Here is a 14,120-nt window from a genome sequence, read left to right on the forward strand (position 1 = left end):
CCAGCTTAGCGCCCAAAGAGTCGTGAAAGCAGGCCACCTCGCTCTGTCGTCCCGTTTTCTTGTCCGGCAGACTCGTCTTCGGGTGGGGCACTCGCGTCCGTCGAACCGGTGAGTGCGGTCGACATCGGCTCAGATTCGTCGTCGGTCGATTCTGGGTCGGACGCATCGTAGGGTGACCTTTCGCCGGAATCGCTGTCGGCTGACTCCAGCTTGGAATTCGTGACACCTACTGACTTTGTTCTCTCACGTTTGTTCGTTGATTCTGTCGCCTCTGCTTCTGTCGTCTCCAATTCCTCCTCCTCTGCTTCTGTCGCCTCCGATTCTGCCGTTGAGACTGTGGCTTCCGTGGGTTCAGCTGGCGGCTGCTCGTTGGTCGTCTGCGAGCCAGCCAGCCCTGTAGCGACGGATTCGGCTCCAACACGCTCCGTGGCTCCCTCGCTCCCGGTCACCGCGTCTGCCAACCGACGGTACGCCTGACTCGCCGGAGCCGACGGGTCGAACACGACCACCGACTCGCCGGCTGCGACCGCCGCATCGACAGTCGGGTCCTCCGGCACGCGTACAAGCACCGGTGTTTCGAGCCCCTCGAGTGACCGCAATTCGGCCGTCTGGTCGCCTCCCTGCGTCTCCTCGCCCGTACGGACAAGCACGGCGCCGGCGACGCGGCCGCCAAGCTGGGTTGTGAGCGCCTGCGTCTTCTGGGTGGCTGCGACCGCCCGGGGATCTGGTGTGGTGACGAGCAGCGTCTCGTCGGCCAGCGCGAGCACCCTCGCGGTAGCGTGGGTGAGCCCCGCACTCGTGTCGACGACGACTGATGATACGTCCTCGAACGCGGTCACGACCGCTTCGAGCTGGGTTGGGTCCGCGGCCGCAAACGCCTCGATCGACGGGTCGCCTGGCACCACCTGGAGGCCAGCGGGTCCGTCAACGACTGCCGCGGCCGGTGCCGCCCGCCCGGCTAACACGTCGTGAAGCGTGGTCTCTCCCGGATCTACGCCGAGCGTGTCGGCCAACGTGGGCGATCCGATGTCGCCGTCGACGACGACGACGGACTCACCGGCAGCCGCGAGCGCCGTCGCGAGTCCAGCGGCGGTCGTCGTCTTCCCCACCCCTCCCTTCGCCGAGGCGACCGCGTACACGGTAGACATGTCTCAGGCGTCCCGCGACGACCACTTAAATCCAGCCGGGCGGCACAACCGGCACCGCGCGGTTCCGCAAACACCTTATACGTCGCTCGTGCACGTTGAGGCGATCAGTAGCATGGCGAGACCAGAGGTGCTCGACCGGATCAAAGCGGCTGAAACAAAGGCGGACGAGATCATCGCGGAGGCGGAAGCGGACGCCGACGAGCGCCTCGCCGAGGCGAGGACGCGCGCCGACGAGATCCGCGCCGAGGCCGAAGAAGCGGCGGCGGCCGAAGCCGAGACCCGACTCGAAGACGCCCGCGAGGAGATCGAAGCAGCCAGCGAGGAGATCCTCGCTGAGGGGCGCGCTGACCGCGAGGCGCTCGAATCGACTGCCCGAGAACGTCTCGATGACGCCGTCGGGTACACAGTCGACCAATTCGAGGCCGCCGTGATGGCCCACGCCACGGAGGAGTAAATGGGACTGAGACCAGAGCGCATGAGCAAGGTGTCGGTGACGGGCGCAAAACGCGTCATCGACGACGTCATCGAGGCGACGTACAACCACCACTCGCTTCACGTCACAGACTACGACGGCCGATACGATGGGTTTGATCGCGGAACATCGCTTTCGGGTGCCGAGACCGTTAACGACCGACTCGTGACGGTCCGGTCGCTGAAGAGCATCCTCGACGTCGACGAGCGTAGGGTCAGCGCCGCGGGTCAGCTTGACGACGAAACGCTGCGGGTCGAACTCGAGCGGGTGCGCGACCGCGTCAACGAGCTCACTGACCGTCGTGACGAGCTCCGTGCGTCCCTTCGCGACCAGCAGGAGGCGATCGACCGGGTCGCACCGTTTGCCGACCTCGGTATCGCGCTCGACCTGCTTGACGGGTACGACTCGCTCGAAGTGGTTGTCGGACGGGCGCGTGCCGACGCAGTCGAGACGGCCCTCACCAACGCCGACGACGTTGCCGCGTTCGACGTGTTCACCGGCGATGACGTCGTGGCCGCCTTCGCCGCACCCGCCGATGACGCGGGTAATGGCGTCCTCCAAGACGCGCTTGTCGGTGTCGACATCGCCGTCCTCGAAGTGCCGGACGCCGAGACGGATCCGGACGCGTACGTCGCCGAGCTCGAAGCCGAGCGCGACGAGCTGCGTGCCGAGGTCGCGGGCGTCGACGAGAAGCTGGCGGCACTTCGCGAGGAGGCGGCCGACTTCCTCGTGCGCGCCGAAGAACAGCTCGCGATCGAGGCAGAAAAGAAACAGGCACCGCTCTCGTTTGCTACCACGGAGAATGCGTTCGTCGCTGAGGGGTGGATGCCGACGGCCACAGTTGCCGAGTTTGAATCGGTCGTCGCCGACGCGGTCGGCGACCATGCCGAGGTAGAGGAGCTACACCAGGCTTCGTACACCGTTGACGGCGGCCACCACACTGAATCCGTCGGAGCAAGTACCGACGGGGATACCGACCACGAGGCGGCCACCGACGGCGGACACGCTGCCGAGCCGACAGAAGAGCCCCCGGTCGTCCAGAATAACGGGGGTGCAGCAGGTCCCTTCGAACTGCTCGTTCAAGGGTTCGGTCGCCCGCGGTACTCGGAGTTCGACCCGACGCTACTCGTCTTCTTGACGTTCCCGGCGATGTTCGGATTCATGATCGGCGATGCCGGCTACGGCATCCTGTATGCCGTCATCGGGTACGTTCTCTACGCCCGGTACGAAGGGACGTTCCGCGAGCTGGGTGCAGTTGCGATGTGGGCGGGTGGATTCACCACCTTGTTCGGGATCTACTTCGGGATCGACGTCTTCGGGTATCACGCGTATCAACTCCTGGGCATCCACTGGCCGATCGACGGCAAAGGCCTCTCACCGGCCGACATTGACTGGGCCCTCTCGTGGCTCGTCGTCAGCGTCCTGTTCGGCGCACTCCACTTGAACATCGGGTACGTGCTCTCGTTCGTGGGGAACTACCAGCGGCACGACCTCGCTCACGCGGTGTACGAGAGCGCATCGTGGCTGTTGTTGTTGAACGGTGCGTGGATCTGGATATTCAGCCGCCACGTCCTCGGTCCGAAGCCGGACTTCCTCTTTGAGTCGATCTCGGTGCTCACGCTCGGTGCGGTGACGTTTTCTGGGCTCCCGGTAGGCGTCGGCATCGCCGGCCTCGTCGCTGCCGGTGTCGGCCTCGTGTTACTCGCTGTCGGAGAGCCGGCCGAGCTGGCGGAGGTGCTCTCACCTGTCGTGAATGTTATCTCGTACGCCCGTATCATGGCCGTGTTGCTCGCGAAGGGTGGGATGGCGCTGGCGGTAAACCTGCTCGCGTTCGGCGCGTACATCGACGACGGCGGCGAGGGGAGCTACCACTTCATTTTCTCGCCGGAGTACCTCACGTACATCCGGGATCACCCCGAGTCGTACGAACTCGTCTTCGCCGGGATGACGACCGCCTTCGAGCCGAGCCTCGTCGGCGCGCTCGCGCTCGTCGGCGGGATCCTGGTCGCGTTCGTCGGTCACATCGTGGTGTTGTTGCTCGGCGTCTCGTCGGCCGGCATTCAGGCGGTGCGTCTCGAATACGTCGAGTTCTTCGGGAAGTTCTACGACAGCGGCGGTGAGGCGTATACACCGCTCGGTCGCGAGCGCCAGTTCACCTCCGAGGAGTAAGTCATCGCGACCTGCGGTCGCGACTCGACACCGGTTTCTCTGCTGCACTGCAGACACCTCGCCTCCGGTCTCTTCGGCGCGTTGACGCCGTCTCTCGGCGGTTCCGGTCGGTCGTTTTGGGAAGCTTTATGTCGCTTCTAGGGGCAACTAGCAACTGTTCGGAGACGAGCAACCGCAACTACTACCAATGCTTGAAGCTACCAACGCACTCGGGAACGCCGTACTGTCCACCGGAGGAACGCTCACCGACCCCAGCGCAGCCGCTGCACTCGCTGTGGGGCTGGCCGCGCTCGCCGCGGGGTATGCCGAGCGAGGGATTGGATCGGCAGCCGTCGGCGCGATGGCGGAGGACGACGACCTGTTCGTCAACGGGCTCATCCTGACGGTTCTTCCCGAGACGATCGTGATTCTTGCGCTCGTCGTCGTGTTCATCGTCTAATCCGACTCACACACAATGAGTCTGGAAACTGTCGTTGAGGACGTTCGAGACGAAGCCCGCGCGCGTGCAACGGAGATCCGTGAGGCGGCCGAGGCCGAGGCGGAAGCGATACTCGCCGAGGCGGAAGCGGACGCAGAACAGCTCCGTGAGGCACGGCTCGCCGAGGTCGATCGACAGATCGATCAAGAGCGCGAACAGGCCCTCTCATCGGCCACGCTTGAGGCCAAACAAGAGCGGCTCGGTGCCCGTCGCGACGTCCTCGAAGACGTGTACGACGCCGTCGAGCAAACTGTCGCCGATATCGACGGTGACCGCCGTCGAGAGCTGACTGAGGCGATGCTCGAGGCGACGCTCGCGGAGTTCGACGACGAGACGGTCACCGTCTCCACGCGCGCTGCGGACGTTGATCTCCTCGAGTCGCTGCTCGAGGGGCGGGACGCTGAGGTCGGCGAGCCCGTCGACTGTCTGGGTGGTGTCGTCGCAGAGAGCGACGCATCTCGCGTCCGCGTGAACAACACGTTCGACTCGATCCTCGAATCGGTCTGGGATGACGAGTTGAAACAGGTCTCGGAGCGACTGTTCGACCAATGAGTGCCGTCGGCAGCTCGAACCCTGGGTACGTCGTCGCGCGGGTTCGCGCCCGCCGCGGCCAGCTCTACGGGGACGAGGAGTACCGCAAGTTGGTCCGCATGTCACCGGCCGAAATCGCCCGGTTCATGGAGGAGTCGACGTACGAGTCGGAGATAAACGCGCTCGGGAGTCGACACGGCGGCGTCGACCTCGTCGAGTACGCGCTAAACCGGAACCTCGCGGTGCAGTTCGAGGCGATCCTCGAGTGGAGCGAAGGGGAGCTGTACGACCTCGTCGCCCGGTACCTCCGCAAGTTCGACGCGTGGAACCTGAAGACCGTGATTCGAGGGGTGTACACCGACGCGAGCCGCGAGGCGATCGAGACGGACCTCATCCGCGCCGGCGAGTTTGACGACCACCAGATCCGACGGCTGCTCGATGCTGACTCGATCGAAGCCGTCGTCGAAGCGGTCGAAGATACGATCTACGACGAGCCGCTACAGGCGGCGTATCCGGCGTTCGAGGAGTCGGATGTGCTCGTCCCGCTCGAAAATGCCGTCGATCGCGCCTTCTACGACCGACTGTTGACTGGGCTTCCGGGCGGAGAGCCGGTCCGACAGTACGAGGCGTTCCTCGAAGCCGAGGTCGACTTCCGGAACGCGGCGAATGCCCTTCGGCTCGCGCGCTCCGGTGCGGAGATCGACCCAGCTGAGTACTTCATCGACGGTGGCCAGCTGTTTACCCGCACGTCGCTGGCCCGCCTCGCCCGGAACCTCGACGAGCTCGTCGAGTACGTTGCTGGAAGTCAGTACGCAGACGACCTCGGTCCGGCGCTCCGCGAACTCGAGGAGGCCGATAGCCTGATCGCGTTCGAGCAGGCGACCGACGCGGCGCTGTTGGCGTACGCCGACAAGCTGGGAACGATCCACCCGGTGTCAGTGACGCCGGTCATCTCGTACATCCTCGCGAAAGAGCGCGAGGTAGAGAACATTCGCGCGATCGCTCGCGGCAAGGAGGCCGGGCTCTCGGCCGACGCGATCGAGTCGGAGCTGGTGATAACATGAGCCAGGAGATCGCCGTCGTCGGCAGCCCGGAGTTCACTGCCGGGTTCCGGCTGGCCGGCGTCAGACGGTTCGAGAACGTGCCGGACGACGAAAAAGACGAGCGGCTCGACGACGCCGTCGAGCGCACGCTCGACGACGACGACACCGGCATCATCGTGATGCACGACGCGGACCTCGATCATCTCTCGCGGAGCACCCGCGAGCGGGTCGAGGGGAGCATTGAGCCCGTACTCGTGACGCTCGGCGCCGGCGGCGCCGGCAGCGGCGGGCTCCGCGACCAGATCAAACGCGCCATCGGGATCGACCTGATGGACGAAGACGAGGACTAACATGAGCAAAGCAGAATCCACGGAGACCACCGGTGACGGTGTAATCCAGAGCGTGAGCGGTCCGGTCGTGAGCGCCCGTGATCTCGACGCCCGCATGAACGACGTCGTCTACGTCGGCGACGAAGGACTCATGGGGGAAGTGATCGAGATCGAGGGCAACATCACGACCATTCAGGTGTACGAGGAGACCTCCGGGGTCGGCCCTGGCGAACCCGTCGAGAACACGGGCGAGCCGCTGTCGGTCGACCTTGGTCCGGGTATGCTGGACGCCATCTACGACGGCGTACAGCGTCCTTTGGACGTCTTGGAGGGCAAGATGGACAGCCCGTATCTCGACCGTGGGGTTGATGCACCGGGTATCGACCTCGAGACCGAGTGGGCGTTCGAGCCCACAGTCGAGGTCGGCGACGAGGTCGGCCGCGGCGACGTGGTCGGGGTCGTCGAAGAGACGGTCACCATCGACCACAAGGTCATGGTGCCACCGGACGCGCTCTCGGCCGACGAGACCGCCGAGGTCGTCGCCGTCGAGGCGGGGTCGTTCGACGTGACAGAGACCGTGGTCGAACTCGACACTGGCGTCGAGGTCTCGATGCATCAAGAGTGGCCGGTGCGTGAGCCGCGTCCCGCGGCGAGCAAGAAGACGCCCCGGACACCACTGGTGTCTGGCCAGCGCATCCTCGACGGCCTCTTCCCGATCGCGAAGGGCGGAACCGCCGCGATTCCCGGGCCGTTCGGGTCGGGAAAGACGGTCACCCAACACCAGCTCGCCAAGTACGCCGACGCTGACATCATCGTCTACGTCGGCTGTGGCGAGCGTGGCAACGAGATGACCGAGGTGATAGAAGACTTCCCCGAGCTCGAAGATCCGGCCAACGGCAATCCGCTTATGGCCCGCACCTCGCTCATCGCGAACACCTCGAACATGCCCGTCGCCGCGCGTGAGTCCTGTATCTACACGGGAATCACGATCGCCGAGTACTACCGCGATATGGGGTACGACGTGGCACTGATGGCCGACTCCACCTCGCGGTGGGCAGAGGCGATGCGTGAGATCTCCTCGCGGCTTGAGGAGATGCCGGGCGAGGAGGGGTACCCGGCGTACCTCGCCGCCCGCCTCGCGCAGTTCTACGAGCGTGCCGGCTCCTTCGAGAACGTGAACGGCACCGAAGGGTCCGTCTCGGCTATCGGTGCGGTGTCGCCGCCTGGCGGCGACTTCTCCGAGCCGGTCACCCAGAACACGCTGCGCATCGTCAAGACATTCTGGGCGCTCGATGCGGACCTCGCCGAGCGGCGACACTTCCCATCGATCAACTGGAACGAGTCGTACTCGCTGTATCGCACCCAGCTCGATCCGTGGTTCCAAGAGCACGTGGCCGAGGACTGGCCCGACAAGCGGCAGTGGGCCGTCGACGTGCTTGACGAGGAGACGGAGCTTCAAGAGATCGTCCAGCTGGTCGGCAAGGACGCGCTTCCGGACGACCAACAGCTCACGCTCGAGGTCGCTCGCTACCTGCGTGAGGCGTACCTCCAGCAGAACGCGTTCCACCCGGTCGACACCTACTGTCCGCCGGAGAAGACGTACCTCCTGTTGACGGCGATCCAGACGCTCAACGACGAGGCGTTCGACGCGCTCGAAGCCGGCGTACCGGTCGACGAGATCGTCGCGATCGACGCTGCGCCGAAGATCAACCGGGTTGGCGTCCAAGAGGAGTACGAGGCATACATCGAGGAGTTGAAAGCCGACATCACCGACGAGCTCCGGAGTCTCTACTGAACATGAAAGAGTACCAAACAATCACCGAGATCAGCGGCCCCCTGGTGTACGCCGAGGTTGACGAGGCTATCGGGTACGACGAGATCGTCGAGATCGAAACGGCACAGGGCGAGACGCTGCGCGGACAGGTGCTCGAATCCTCGGAGGGCGTCGTCGCCATCCAGGTGTTCGAGGGCACGTCCGGAATCGACCAGAACGCGTCCGTCCGCTTCTTGGGCGAGACGATGAAGATGCCCGTCACCGAGGATCTCCTCGGGCGAGTGCTTGACGGGTCGGGCCGTCCGATCGACGACGGGCCAGACATCGTCCCCGAGGAACGACAGGACATCGTCGGTGCGGCGATCAACCCGTACTCACGGGAGTACCCCGAGGAGTTCATCGAGACGGGCGTCTCTGCCATCGACGGCATGAACACGCTCGTCCGTGGTCAGAAGCTCCCGATCTTCTCGAGTTCGGGCCAGCCACACAGCGACCTGGCGATGCAGATCGCAAGACAGGCGAGTGTGCCCGAAGAGGAGGGTGACGACGAGGACGGCTCCGAGTTCGCTGTCATCTTCGGTGCGATGGGTATCACCCAGGAGGAGGCGAACGAGTTCATGGAGGACTTCGAGCGCACGGGCGCCTTAGAGCGCTCTGTTGTCTTCATGAACCTCGCGGACGACCCCGCTGTCGAGCGGACGGTCACCCCGCGGATGGTGCTCACAACAGCCGAGTACCTTGCGTTTGAGAAGGACTACCACGTCCTCGTCATCCTTACCGACATGACGAACTACTGTGAGGCACTCCGTGAGATCGGTGCGGCCCGTGAGGAGGTGCCCGGTCGGCGTGGATACCCCGGATACATGTACACCGACCTGGCACAGCTGTACGAGCGTGCCGGTCGGATACAGGGTCGTGAAGGCTCGGTGACGCAGATCCCGATCCTCACGATGCCCGGCGACGACGACACTCATCCGATCCCGGACCTGACTGGGTACATCACGGAGGGGCAGATCTACGTCGACCCCGACCTGAACAGCCAGGGACTCGAGCCGCCGATCAACGTGCTTCCGAGCCTCTCACGGCTGATGGACGACGGTATCGGCGAAGGGCTCACGCGGGCGGACCACAGCGACGTCGCCAACCAGATGTACGCGGCGTACGCGGAGGGTGAAAACCTGCGTGACCTCGTGAACATCGTCGGTCGTGAGGCGCTCTCAGAGCGCGACAACAAGTATCTCGACTTCGCGGACGCCTTCGAGACGACGTTTGTCGACCAAGGCTTCGAGACGAACCGCGAGCTCGAAGACACGCTCGCGCTCGGGTGGGACCTTCTCTCGACGCTGCCGAAAGAGGAGCTCAACCGGATTGACGAGGAGTTCATCGAGATGTACTACCGCGAGGATGAGTCGGAGCGCGTCGCCGTCGAGGCCGACGACTGAGCCGGCACGCCTTTTTTGACCACTGTCTCGACCCATCGAGCGACGGGGTCGTCTGGAAAGAATTAACCACGCCCGCCCGGAAGAGACCGGTAAGCGATGGCAACGGACGTCAAGCCGACCCGGAAGAACCTGATGGCGATCGAAGACCGGATCGAGCTCTCAGAGCGCGGCCACGACACGCTCGAACAGAAGCGTGACGGGCTCATCATGGAGTTCATGGACATCCTCGACCAGGCCCAAGACGTCCGCTCGGAGGTGGCAGATGACTACGAGACCGCCCAGCACACAATCGACATGGCTCGTGCTATGGAGGGTGACGTCGCCGTCCGCGGCGCGGCCGCGGCGTTGAAAGAACACCCGGAGATCACGACGCGCTCGAAGAACATCATGGGCGTCGTCGTCCCCCAGATCGAGTCCTCGAAGGTGAAAAAGAACCTCGATGAACGCGGGTACGGCCTGCTCGGCTCTTCGGCGCGGATTGACGAAGCGGCCGACGCCTACGAGAAGCTGCTTGAATCGATCATTCTCGCCGCCGAGGTGGAGACGGCGATGAAAAAGATGCTCACGGAGATCGAGACGACAAAGCGCCGCGTAAACGCCCTCGAGTTCACGTTGTTGCCACAGCTGTACGAGAATCAGGAGTACATCGAACAAAAGCTCGAAGAACAAGAGCGCGAGGAGATCTTCCGGCTAAAAAAGATCAAAGATAAAAAAGAAGCAGAGGAGGCCGAAGACGAGGCGGATGCGGACGCAGGCGACGACGAGGACACAGCGGAGCCGGCAGAGCAGGCCGAGTGACGCAGCGGCTCGACACCCACCGTACACACAATGGCTTGTCCCCACTGTGGCTCGTCTGTTGTCGCGTTCATCGTTCCCTTGTCGCTTCGCGTGCACGCGCCGACTGACGAGACGGCACTCTGCACGCACTGTCTCCGAACAAGTTCAGCAGCGGCCGCCGACGCGACGGCCGTCGATGTCGAGATAGCCGACTTCGGGTCGGTTGACCGCGCGTTTCCCACAGGTGAGCCCGCAGCCGCGCTCGCGCTCTGTTGTGGACTCCTCGAGTCGCTTGCACACAACCGAGCCGCGATCGAGACGCTCGTCGAACACGCCGAACGCGGTGGCGTCGACGTTTTCAGCTTTCTTAAGCGACTCGACGCCGAGGCGGCACCGTTCGACCTCACTCGGCGTCGGGCCGCGCTCGCCGACCTGTTGTGAGACCTTGCCGGCGGCTCACAGGTCGACGCCGGGCGGGTCGTTCCACTCGTCGTCATCCGAATCGTCGTCGGCCGTACTCTCGGCTGTGACCTTGCTGTCGTCCGTCTCATCACCATCGGCTCGGTCGCCGGCACGCCTGCTGTTCGCACTCGGTCCGAGCGCCGGCTCGCCGCGTCTTGAGTCGTGCACCTCGAAGACCGCACCGCGGGTGAAGTCGTCGTCGGCCGGGTCGGCGTGTTTTTCCGATCGTTCAAAGAGGTACGCAAAGAAGCCGAAAAGCGGTACGACGAACGCGATCACCGCCCACTTTCGCGGGTTCATGCCGTGGTTTGGCGCGTCGAGGTAGGCGTACGCCGCGAACGCGACGAGCCACGCGAGCGGGAGACCGATCAGGATGACGGCAACGAGCGGCTCCATACCTCTTCTTCGAGCGGACGAGTATAATGCCCTGGGTCGCGCCTGGAGCGGGTCCGTCGGCCGTCGATTCCGGCGAACGCGCGCCCCTCCCGCAGAGTGATATACTCCGCACGTGTGGGTTGCGATATGACAATGCTACCGGCTGCGACCGTGGGTGCGGCGTATACCGACTCGACCGCTTGGGAGCTCCTCGCTGACCTCTCGGATCTCGGCGACCGGATGCCGGGCCACGAGGGTGAGACGGCGGCGGCGGCGCTGGTCGCCGACGCGCTTGAGGCGGCGGGCTGTGCGTCGGTCACGGAGACCTCGTTTCCGATCCCCGGGTGGTGGCGTGAGTCGGCAGCGCTCACCGTCGAGCACACTGGACGCGCGACGACGTTCGACGGGAGCCACGAACTCGTCGCGCTCCCGGGGACGCCCTCCGGTGAGGTGACCGGCGAGATCGTCGACGTGGGGTACGGCCTTCCGGAGGATTTCGAAGGACTCGATCTGTCTGGGTGTATCGCGATGGCGTCGAGTCTCACGCCCGACGACTACGGCCGCTGGGTCCACCGCAGTGAGAAGTACGACTACGCCGCCGAGTCGGGTGCGGCGGGCTTCCTGTTTTATAACCACATCGAGGGGGCCCTCCCACCGACCGGCGACGTCGGCCGGACGAACGGGCCGGGGGCGATCCCGGCGGTAGGACTGAGCAAAGAGCTCGGTGCGCGACTCACCCGCCACTGTGAGACGAGTGACGACGGCGGCATCGACGCGACACTCTCGGTTTCGGCCCGCAACGAGCCGGCGACGTCGACGACAGTCGAGGCAGTGCTGGGCCCCGACACCGACGAGGAGGTGGTATACACCGCCCACCTTGACGCACACGATGTCGGCACAGGCGCGAACGACAACGGGTTTGGTGCCGCACTCGTCGTCGGCGTCGCCCGTGTGCTCGCGTCGATCGAAGCGGATCTCGAGACGCGGGTGCGGCTCGTCGTCTTCGGCGCCGAAGAAACTGGACTGTACGGGTCGTACTACTGGTCACACACGCACGACCTCGATTTGGTGAAGTGTGTACTCAACGTCGACGGCGCGGGGTACTCGCGGGACCTCGAAGTGTATCCACACGGTGCCGATGGCATGGGTGAGGCGTTCGAGGAGGTGAGCGACGCGTTCGACGTGCCGATCCGGGTTGAAGACGGTCTCCGCCCGCACAGCGACCACTGGCCGTTCGTCCAGCGCGGTGTCGCCGCCGGCCAGGGCCGCTCAACCGCTGACGGGAGCGGTCGCGGGTGGGGACACACCCACGGCGACACGTTCGACAAACTCGACGTGCGGGACCTCCGCGAGCTGACCGTGTTGTGTGCGGCAGGCGTGGCGAAACTCGCCGAGGCCGACCGCGCGGTTGCCGGCCGCGACCCAGAGTCGGTCAGAGACGAGGCGATAGCGGGCGGATACGACGTCGGGATGCGAGCGACCGGTACGTGGCCGTGGGGCGACGAGCGCCCCTGGCCGTGGGCGGATGAGCTGTCGTGAGGCGACTACTCGCTCGGTCAGCGTCCCGACAGCGACTGGGCCCGTTCGACCCCCTGGGTTGATGTCGTCGGGCTTCTATCTCACGCCCATCGTGTACCCTCGATACCAACCTCGAAGACGACTCGACGACTGGATGGTGACGCGATGACGGCTGACGACGCACTGGCTGTCGGCACGGCCGTCGCCGAGCCGGGTGAGCGGGCGACCGGATCACGTCATGTCGCCGAGCTACCACTCGGCGGCGACGTCAGCCTCCCCGTGACCGTCCTGAACGGGGCGGCAAGCGGCCCGACTGCGTGGGTCACGGCCGGGATCCACGGCGATGAGCCCACAGGGACAGTCGTCGCCCACGACATCGTCGATCGGATCGACGTCGACACGCTCGCAGGGCGGGTGGTGTGTCTTCCGGTGATGAACCCCGATGGCTTTCGGCGAAACCGTCGGACCGCCTCGTACCACGACGACGATCCCAACCGGTACTTCGGTCGCGAGCCGTCGCCGTCCGGGGATCCCCCACGCGTCCAACAACAGATCTGCGAGCGCATCTACGAGGATATCCGCGGGACGGCCGACGCGCTTGTCGCGCTGCACACGTCTTGGGTCGCGACGCATCCGTACACGATCCGGCCGCGGGTCCCGTACGGGGCACACCGAGACACCTCAACGGCGATTGCGCTTCGCGACGACATCGCGGCGCTGACAGACGCGTTCGGGCTGCCCGTTATCACCCAGTTCGACGCCGCGACGACCGACGCGCGCGAGCTCGAGTACGCACTGACCGGTGCGGCGGTCGCAGACGGCATCCCGGCGTTCACGCCCGAGCTTGGCGGGCGGCGCGTCGTTGAGCGCGACGTTGCCGCGGCGGCCGTCGACGGGCTGTGGAACGTGCTTGCCGCCCTCGAGATGGTCACCGAGCCGGTGACGCCCGCCGCGCGGTTCGACCTCGAGCTCGAGACCGACCACAAGCGATTCGTCGGCCCGCACACGCCCGTCGCGGGAATCGTGCGCTATCGCGTCACCGAGGGGGCCAGCCTTACCGCCGGTGACCCCGTCGCCGACATCGTCGACGCCCATGGCACGGTCCAGACGACGGTGACCGCACCACACGATGGGGTCGTCCTCAGCCGCCGCGAGCGGGCGGCGGTGTACGCAAATGACCCGCTGTTCGACCTCGCGGTCCCCGACGACGACCCGCTTCTCGTCGAGTCGACGTGAACGCTCGGGCCGTGCAGCTCCGTCATCGACCGTCCGGCGCGGCCACGTCGTGCACGCTCGCTACCGAGGTCGCTATCGCGCGGTCGCGACTCGCGCAGGCCCGCGGGCTGATGTTTCGGCGCTCGGTTCCGGACGGCTACGCGCTCGTGTTCCCGTTCGAGGACGTCGGGGCCCAGACGCTCCACATGCTTTTCGTCCCGTTCGCCATCGACGCCTTGTGGCTCGTCGACGACCGGGTAACGGCAGTACAGCGGCTCGCGCCGTTCGTCGGTATCGGTCGCGGAGAGGCAGACACGGTAGTCGAGCTTCCGGCTGGCGGGGCCGCCGATGTCGCCGTCAGCGACGAAGTTCGGCTCGTACGATGAG

Annotated in this window: 15 protein-coding genes; 13 read left to right on the forward strand and 2 right to left on the reverse strand. The window is 65.3% G+C overall.

What is annotated here, in order from left to right:
- Nucleotides 1–5: 5 nt before the first annotated feature.
- Nucleotides 6–1,148 carry a MinD/ParA family ATP-binding protein gene (locus ACWUI7_RS00230; protein WP_496640132.1) on the reverse strand — a complete coding sequence of 381 codons (1,143 nt, stop codon included), beginning with the start codon at nucleotides 1,146–1,148 and terminating at the stop codon, nucleotides 6–8.
- Between the two features lie 112 nt (nucleotides 1,149–1,260).
- On the opposite strand from ACWUI7_RS00230, the gene ahaH reads away from it, so the two are divergent.
- From ahaH to ACWUI7_RS00280, 10 genes are all read left to right on the forward strand, one after another.
- A complete protein-coding gene (gene ahaH, locus ACWUI7_RS00235) occupies nucleotides 1,261–1,602 on the forward strand; it encodes an ATP synthase archaeal subunit H (protein WP_496640133.1) in 342 nt (113 codons plus the stop codon).
- A 21-nt stretch (nucleotides 1,603–1,623) separates the two neighbouring features.
- A complete protein-coding gene (locus tag ACWUI7_RS00240) occupies nucleotides 1,624–3,789 on the forward strand; it encodes a V-type ATP synthase subunit I (protein ID WP_496640577.1) in 2,166 nt (721 codons plus the stop codon).
- 187 nt (nucleotides 3,790–3,976) lie between these two features.
- Complete coding sequence (locus ACWUI7_RS00245) at nucleotides 3,977–4,228, forward strand: ATP synthase subunit C-like protein (RefSeq protein ID WP_435161830.1); 252 nt, start codon at nucleotides 3,977–3,979, stop codon at nucleotides 4,226–4,228.
- A gap of 15 nt (nucleotides 4,229–4,243) precedes the next feature.
- Nucleotides 4,244–4,819 (forward strand): V-type ATP synthase subunit E, encoded by a 576-nt coding sequence (locus tag ACWUI7_RS00250; RefSeq protein WP_496640134.1) that lies wholly within the window; start codon nucleotides 4,244–4,246, stop codon nucleotides 4,817–4,819.
- The gene (locus tag ACWUI7_RS00255; RefSeq protein ID WP_496640135.1) at nucleotides 4,816–5,862 is read left to right on the forward strand and encodes a V-type ATP synthase subunit C; all 1,047 of its coding nucleotides are present in this window, start codon (nucleotides 4,816–4,818) and stop codon (nucleotides 5,860–5,862) included. Before ACWUI7_RS00250 ends, ACWUI7_RS00255 begins: the two co-directional genes overlap by 4 nt.
- Nucleotides 5,859–6,191 (forward strand): V-type ATP synthase subunit F, encoded by a 333-nt coding sequence (locus ACWUI7_RS00260; RefSeq protein WP_496640136.1) that lies wholly within the window; start codon nucleotides 5,859–5,861, stop codon nucleotides 6,189–6,191. The genes ACWUI7_RS00255 and ACWUI7_RS00260 overlap by 4 nt, the downstream gene beginning before the upstream one ends.
- 1 nt (nucleotide 6,192) lies before the next feature.
- The gene (locus tag ACWUI7_RS00265) at nucleotides 6,193–7,965 is read left to right on the forward strand and encodes a V-type ATP synthase subunit A (RefSeq protein WP_496640137.1); all 1,773 of its coding nucleotides are present in this window, start codon (nucleotides 6,193–6,195) and stop codon (nucleotides 7,963–7,965) included.
- Between the two features lie 2 nt (nucleotides 7,966–7,967).
- Nucleotides 7,968–9,386 (forward strand): V-type ATP synthase subunit B, encoded by a 1,419-nt coding sequence (locus ACWUI7_RS00270; RefSeq protein WP_496640138.1) that lies wholly within the window; start codon nucleotides 7,968–7,970, stop codon nucleotides 9,384–9,386.
- Nucleotides 9,387–9,482: 96 nt separating this feature from the next.
- Complete coding sequence (locus ACWUI7_RS00275) at nucleotides 9,483–10,184, forward strand: V-type ATP synthase subunit D (RefSeq protein ID WP_496640139.1); 702 nt, start codon at nucleotides 9,483–9,485, stop codon at nucleotides 10,182–10,184.
- A gap of 30 nt (nucleotides 10,185–10,214) precedes the next feature.
- The gene (locus ACWUI7_RS00280) at nucleotides 10,215–10,604 is read left to right on the forward strand and encodes a DUF6276 family protein (protein ID WP_496640140.1); all 390 of its coding nucleotides are present in this window, start codon (nucleotides 10,215–10,217) and stop codon (nucleotides 10,602–10,604) included.
- A gap of 15 nt (nucleotides 10,605–10,619) precedes the next feature.
- Here ACWUI7_RS00280 and ACWUI7_RS00285 read toward each other — a convergent pair whose 3' ends face one another.
- Nucleotides 10,620–11,021: a PLD nuclease N-terminal domain-containing protein gene (locus ACWUI7_RS00285; RefSeq protein WP_496640141.1), complete on the reverse strand. Its 402-nt coding sequence runs from the start codon at nucleotides 11,019–11,021 to the stop codon at nucleotides 10,620–10,622.
- Nucleotides 11,022–11,147: 126 nt separating this feature from the next.
- Here ACWUI7_RS00285 and ACWUI7_RS00290 point away from each other — a divergent pair, with 126 nt between their 5' ends.
- The 3 genes from ACWUI7_RS00290 to ACWUI7_RS00300 all read left to right on the forward strand — a co-directional run bounded on the left by ACWUI7_RS00290 (nucleotide 11,148) and on the right by ACWUI7_RS00300 (nucleotide 14,119).
- On the forward strand, nucleotides 11,148–12,539 hold the full coding sequence (locus ACWUI7_RS00290) for a M28 family peptidase (protein WP_496640142.1): 1,392 nt from the start codon (nucleotides 11,148–11,150) through the stop codon (nucleotides 12,537–12,539).
- A 144-nt stretch (nucleotides 12,540–12,683) separates the two neighbouring features.
- Nucleotides 12,684–13,754 carry a succinylglutamate desuccinylase/aspartoacylase family protein gene (locus tag ACWUI7_RS00295; RefSeq protein ID WP_496640143.1) on the forward strand — a complete coding sequence of 357 codons (1,071 nt, stop codon included), beginning with the start codon at nucleotides 12,684–12,686 and terminating at the stop codon, nucleotides 13,752–13,754.
- The gene (locus tag ACWUI7_RS00300) at nucleotides 13,751–14,119 is read left to right on the forward strand and encodes a DUF192 domain-containing protein (RefSeq protein WP_496640144.1); all 369 of its coding nucleotides are present in this window, start codon (nucleotides 13,751–13,753) and stop codon (nucleotides 14,117–14,119) included. Before ACWUI7_RS00295 ends, ACWUI7_RS00300 begins: the two co-directional genes overlap by 4 nt.
- The last annotated feature ends 1 nt before the right edge of the window (nucleotide 14,120 follow it).

The sequence above is a fragment of the Halorubrum orientale genome, from assembly GCF_059623105.1.

What these genes read in the sequence shown, in the direction of transcription:
- ACWUI7_RS00230 (WP_496640132.1), bottom strand. Translation starts at nt 1,148, where the DNA reads ATGTCTACCGTGTACGCGGTCGCCTCGGCGAAGGGAGGGGTGGGGAAG.
- ahaH (WP_496640133.1), top strand. Translation starts at nt 1,261, where the DNA reads ATGGCGAGACCAGAGGTGCTCGACCGGATCAAAGCGGCTGAAACAAAG.
- ACWUI7_RS00240 (WP_496640577.1), top strand. Translation starts at nt 1,624, where the DNA reads ATGAGCAAGGTGTCGGTGACGGGCGCAAAACGCGTCATCGACGACGTC.
- ACWUI7_RS00245 (WP_435161830.1), top strand. Translation starts at nt 3,977, where the DNA reads ATGCTTGAAGCTACCAACGCACTCGGGAACGCCGTACTGTCCACCGGA.
- ACWUI7_RS00250 (WP_496640134.1), top strand. Translation starts at nt 4,244, where the DNA reads ATGAGTCTGGAAACTGTCGTTGAGGACGTTCGAGACGAAGCCCGCGCG.
- ACWUI7_RS00255 (WP_496640135.1), top strand. Translation starts at nt 4,816, where the DNA reads ATGAGTGCCGTCGGCAGCTCGAACCCTGGGTACGTCGTCGCGCGGGTT.
- ACWUI7_RS00260 (WP_496640136.1), top strand. Translation starts at nt 5,859, where the DNA reads ATGAGCCAGGAGATCGCCGTCGTCGGCAGCCCGGAGTTCACTGCCGGG.
- ACWUI7_RS00265 (WP_496640137.1), top strand. Translation starts at nt 6,193, where the DNA reads ATGAGCAAAGCAGAATCCACGGAGACCACCGGTGACGGTGTAATCCAG.
- ACWUI7_RS00270 (WP_496640138.1), top strand. Translation starts at nt 7,968, where the DNA reads ATGAAAGAGTACCAAACAATCACCGAGATCAGCGGCCCCCTGGTGTAC.
- ACWUI7_RS00275 (WP_496640139.1), top strand. Translation starts at nt 9,483, where the DNA reads ATGGCAACGGACGTCAAGCCGACCCGGAAGAACCTGATGGCGATCGAA.
- ACWUI7_RS00280 (WP_496640140.1), top strand. Translation starts at nt 10,215, where the DNA reads ATGGCTTGTCCCCACTGTGGCTCGTCTGTTGTCGCGTTCATCGTTCCC.
- ACWUI7_RS00285 (WP_496640141.1), bottom strand. Translation starts at nt 11,021, where the DNA reads ATGGAGCCGCTCGTTGCCGTCATCCTGATCGGTCTCCCGCTCGCGTGG.
- ACWUI7_RS00290 (WP_496640142.1), top strand. Translation starts at nt 11,148, where the DNA reads ATGACAATGCTACCGGCTGCGACCGTGGGTGCGGCGTATACCGACTCG.
- ACWUI7_RS00295 (WP_496640143.1), top strand. Translation starts at nt 12,684, where the DNA reads ATGACGGCTGACGACGCACTGGCTGTCGGCACGGCCGTCGCCGAGCCG.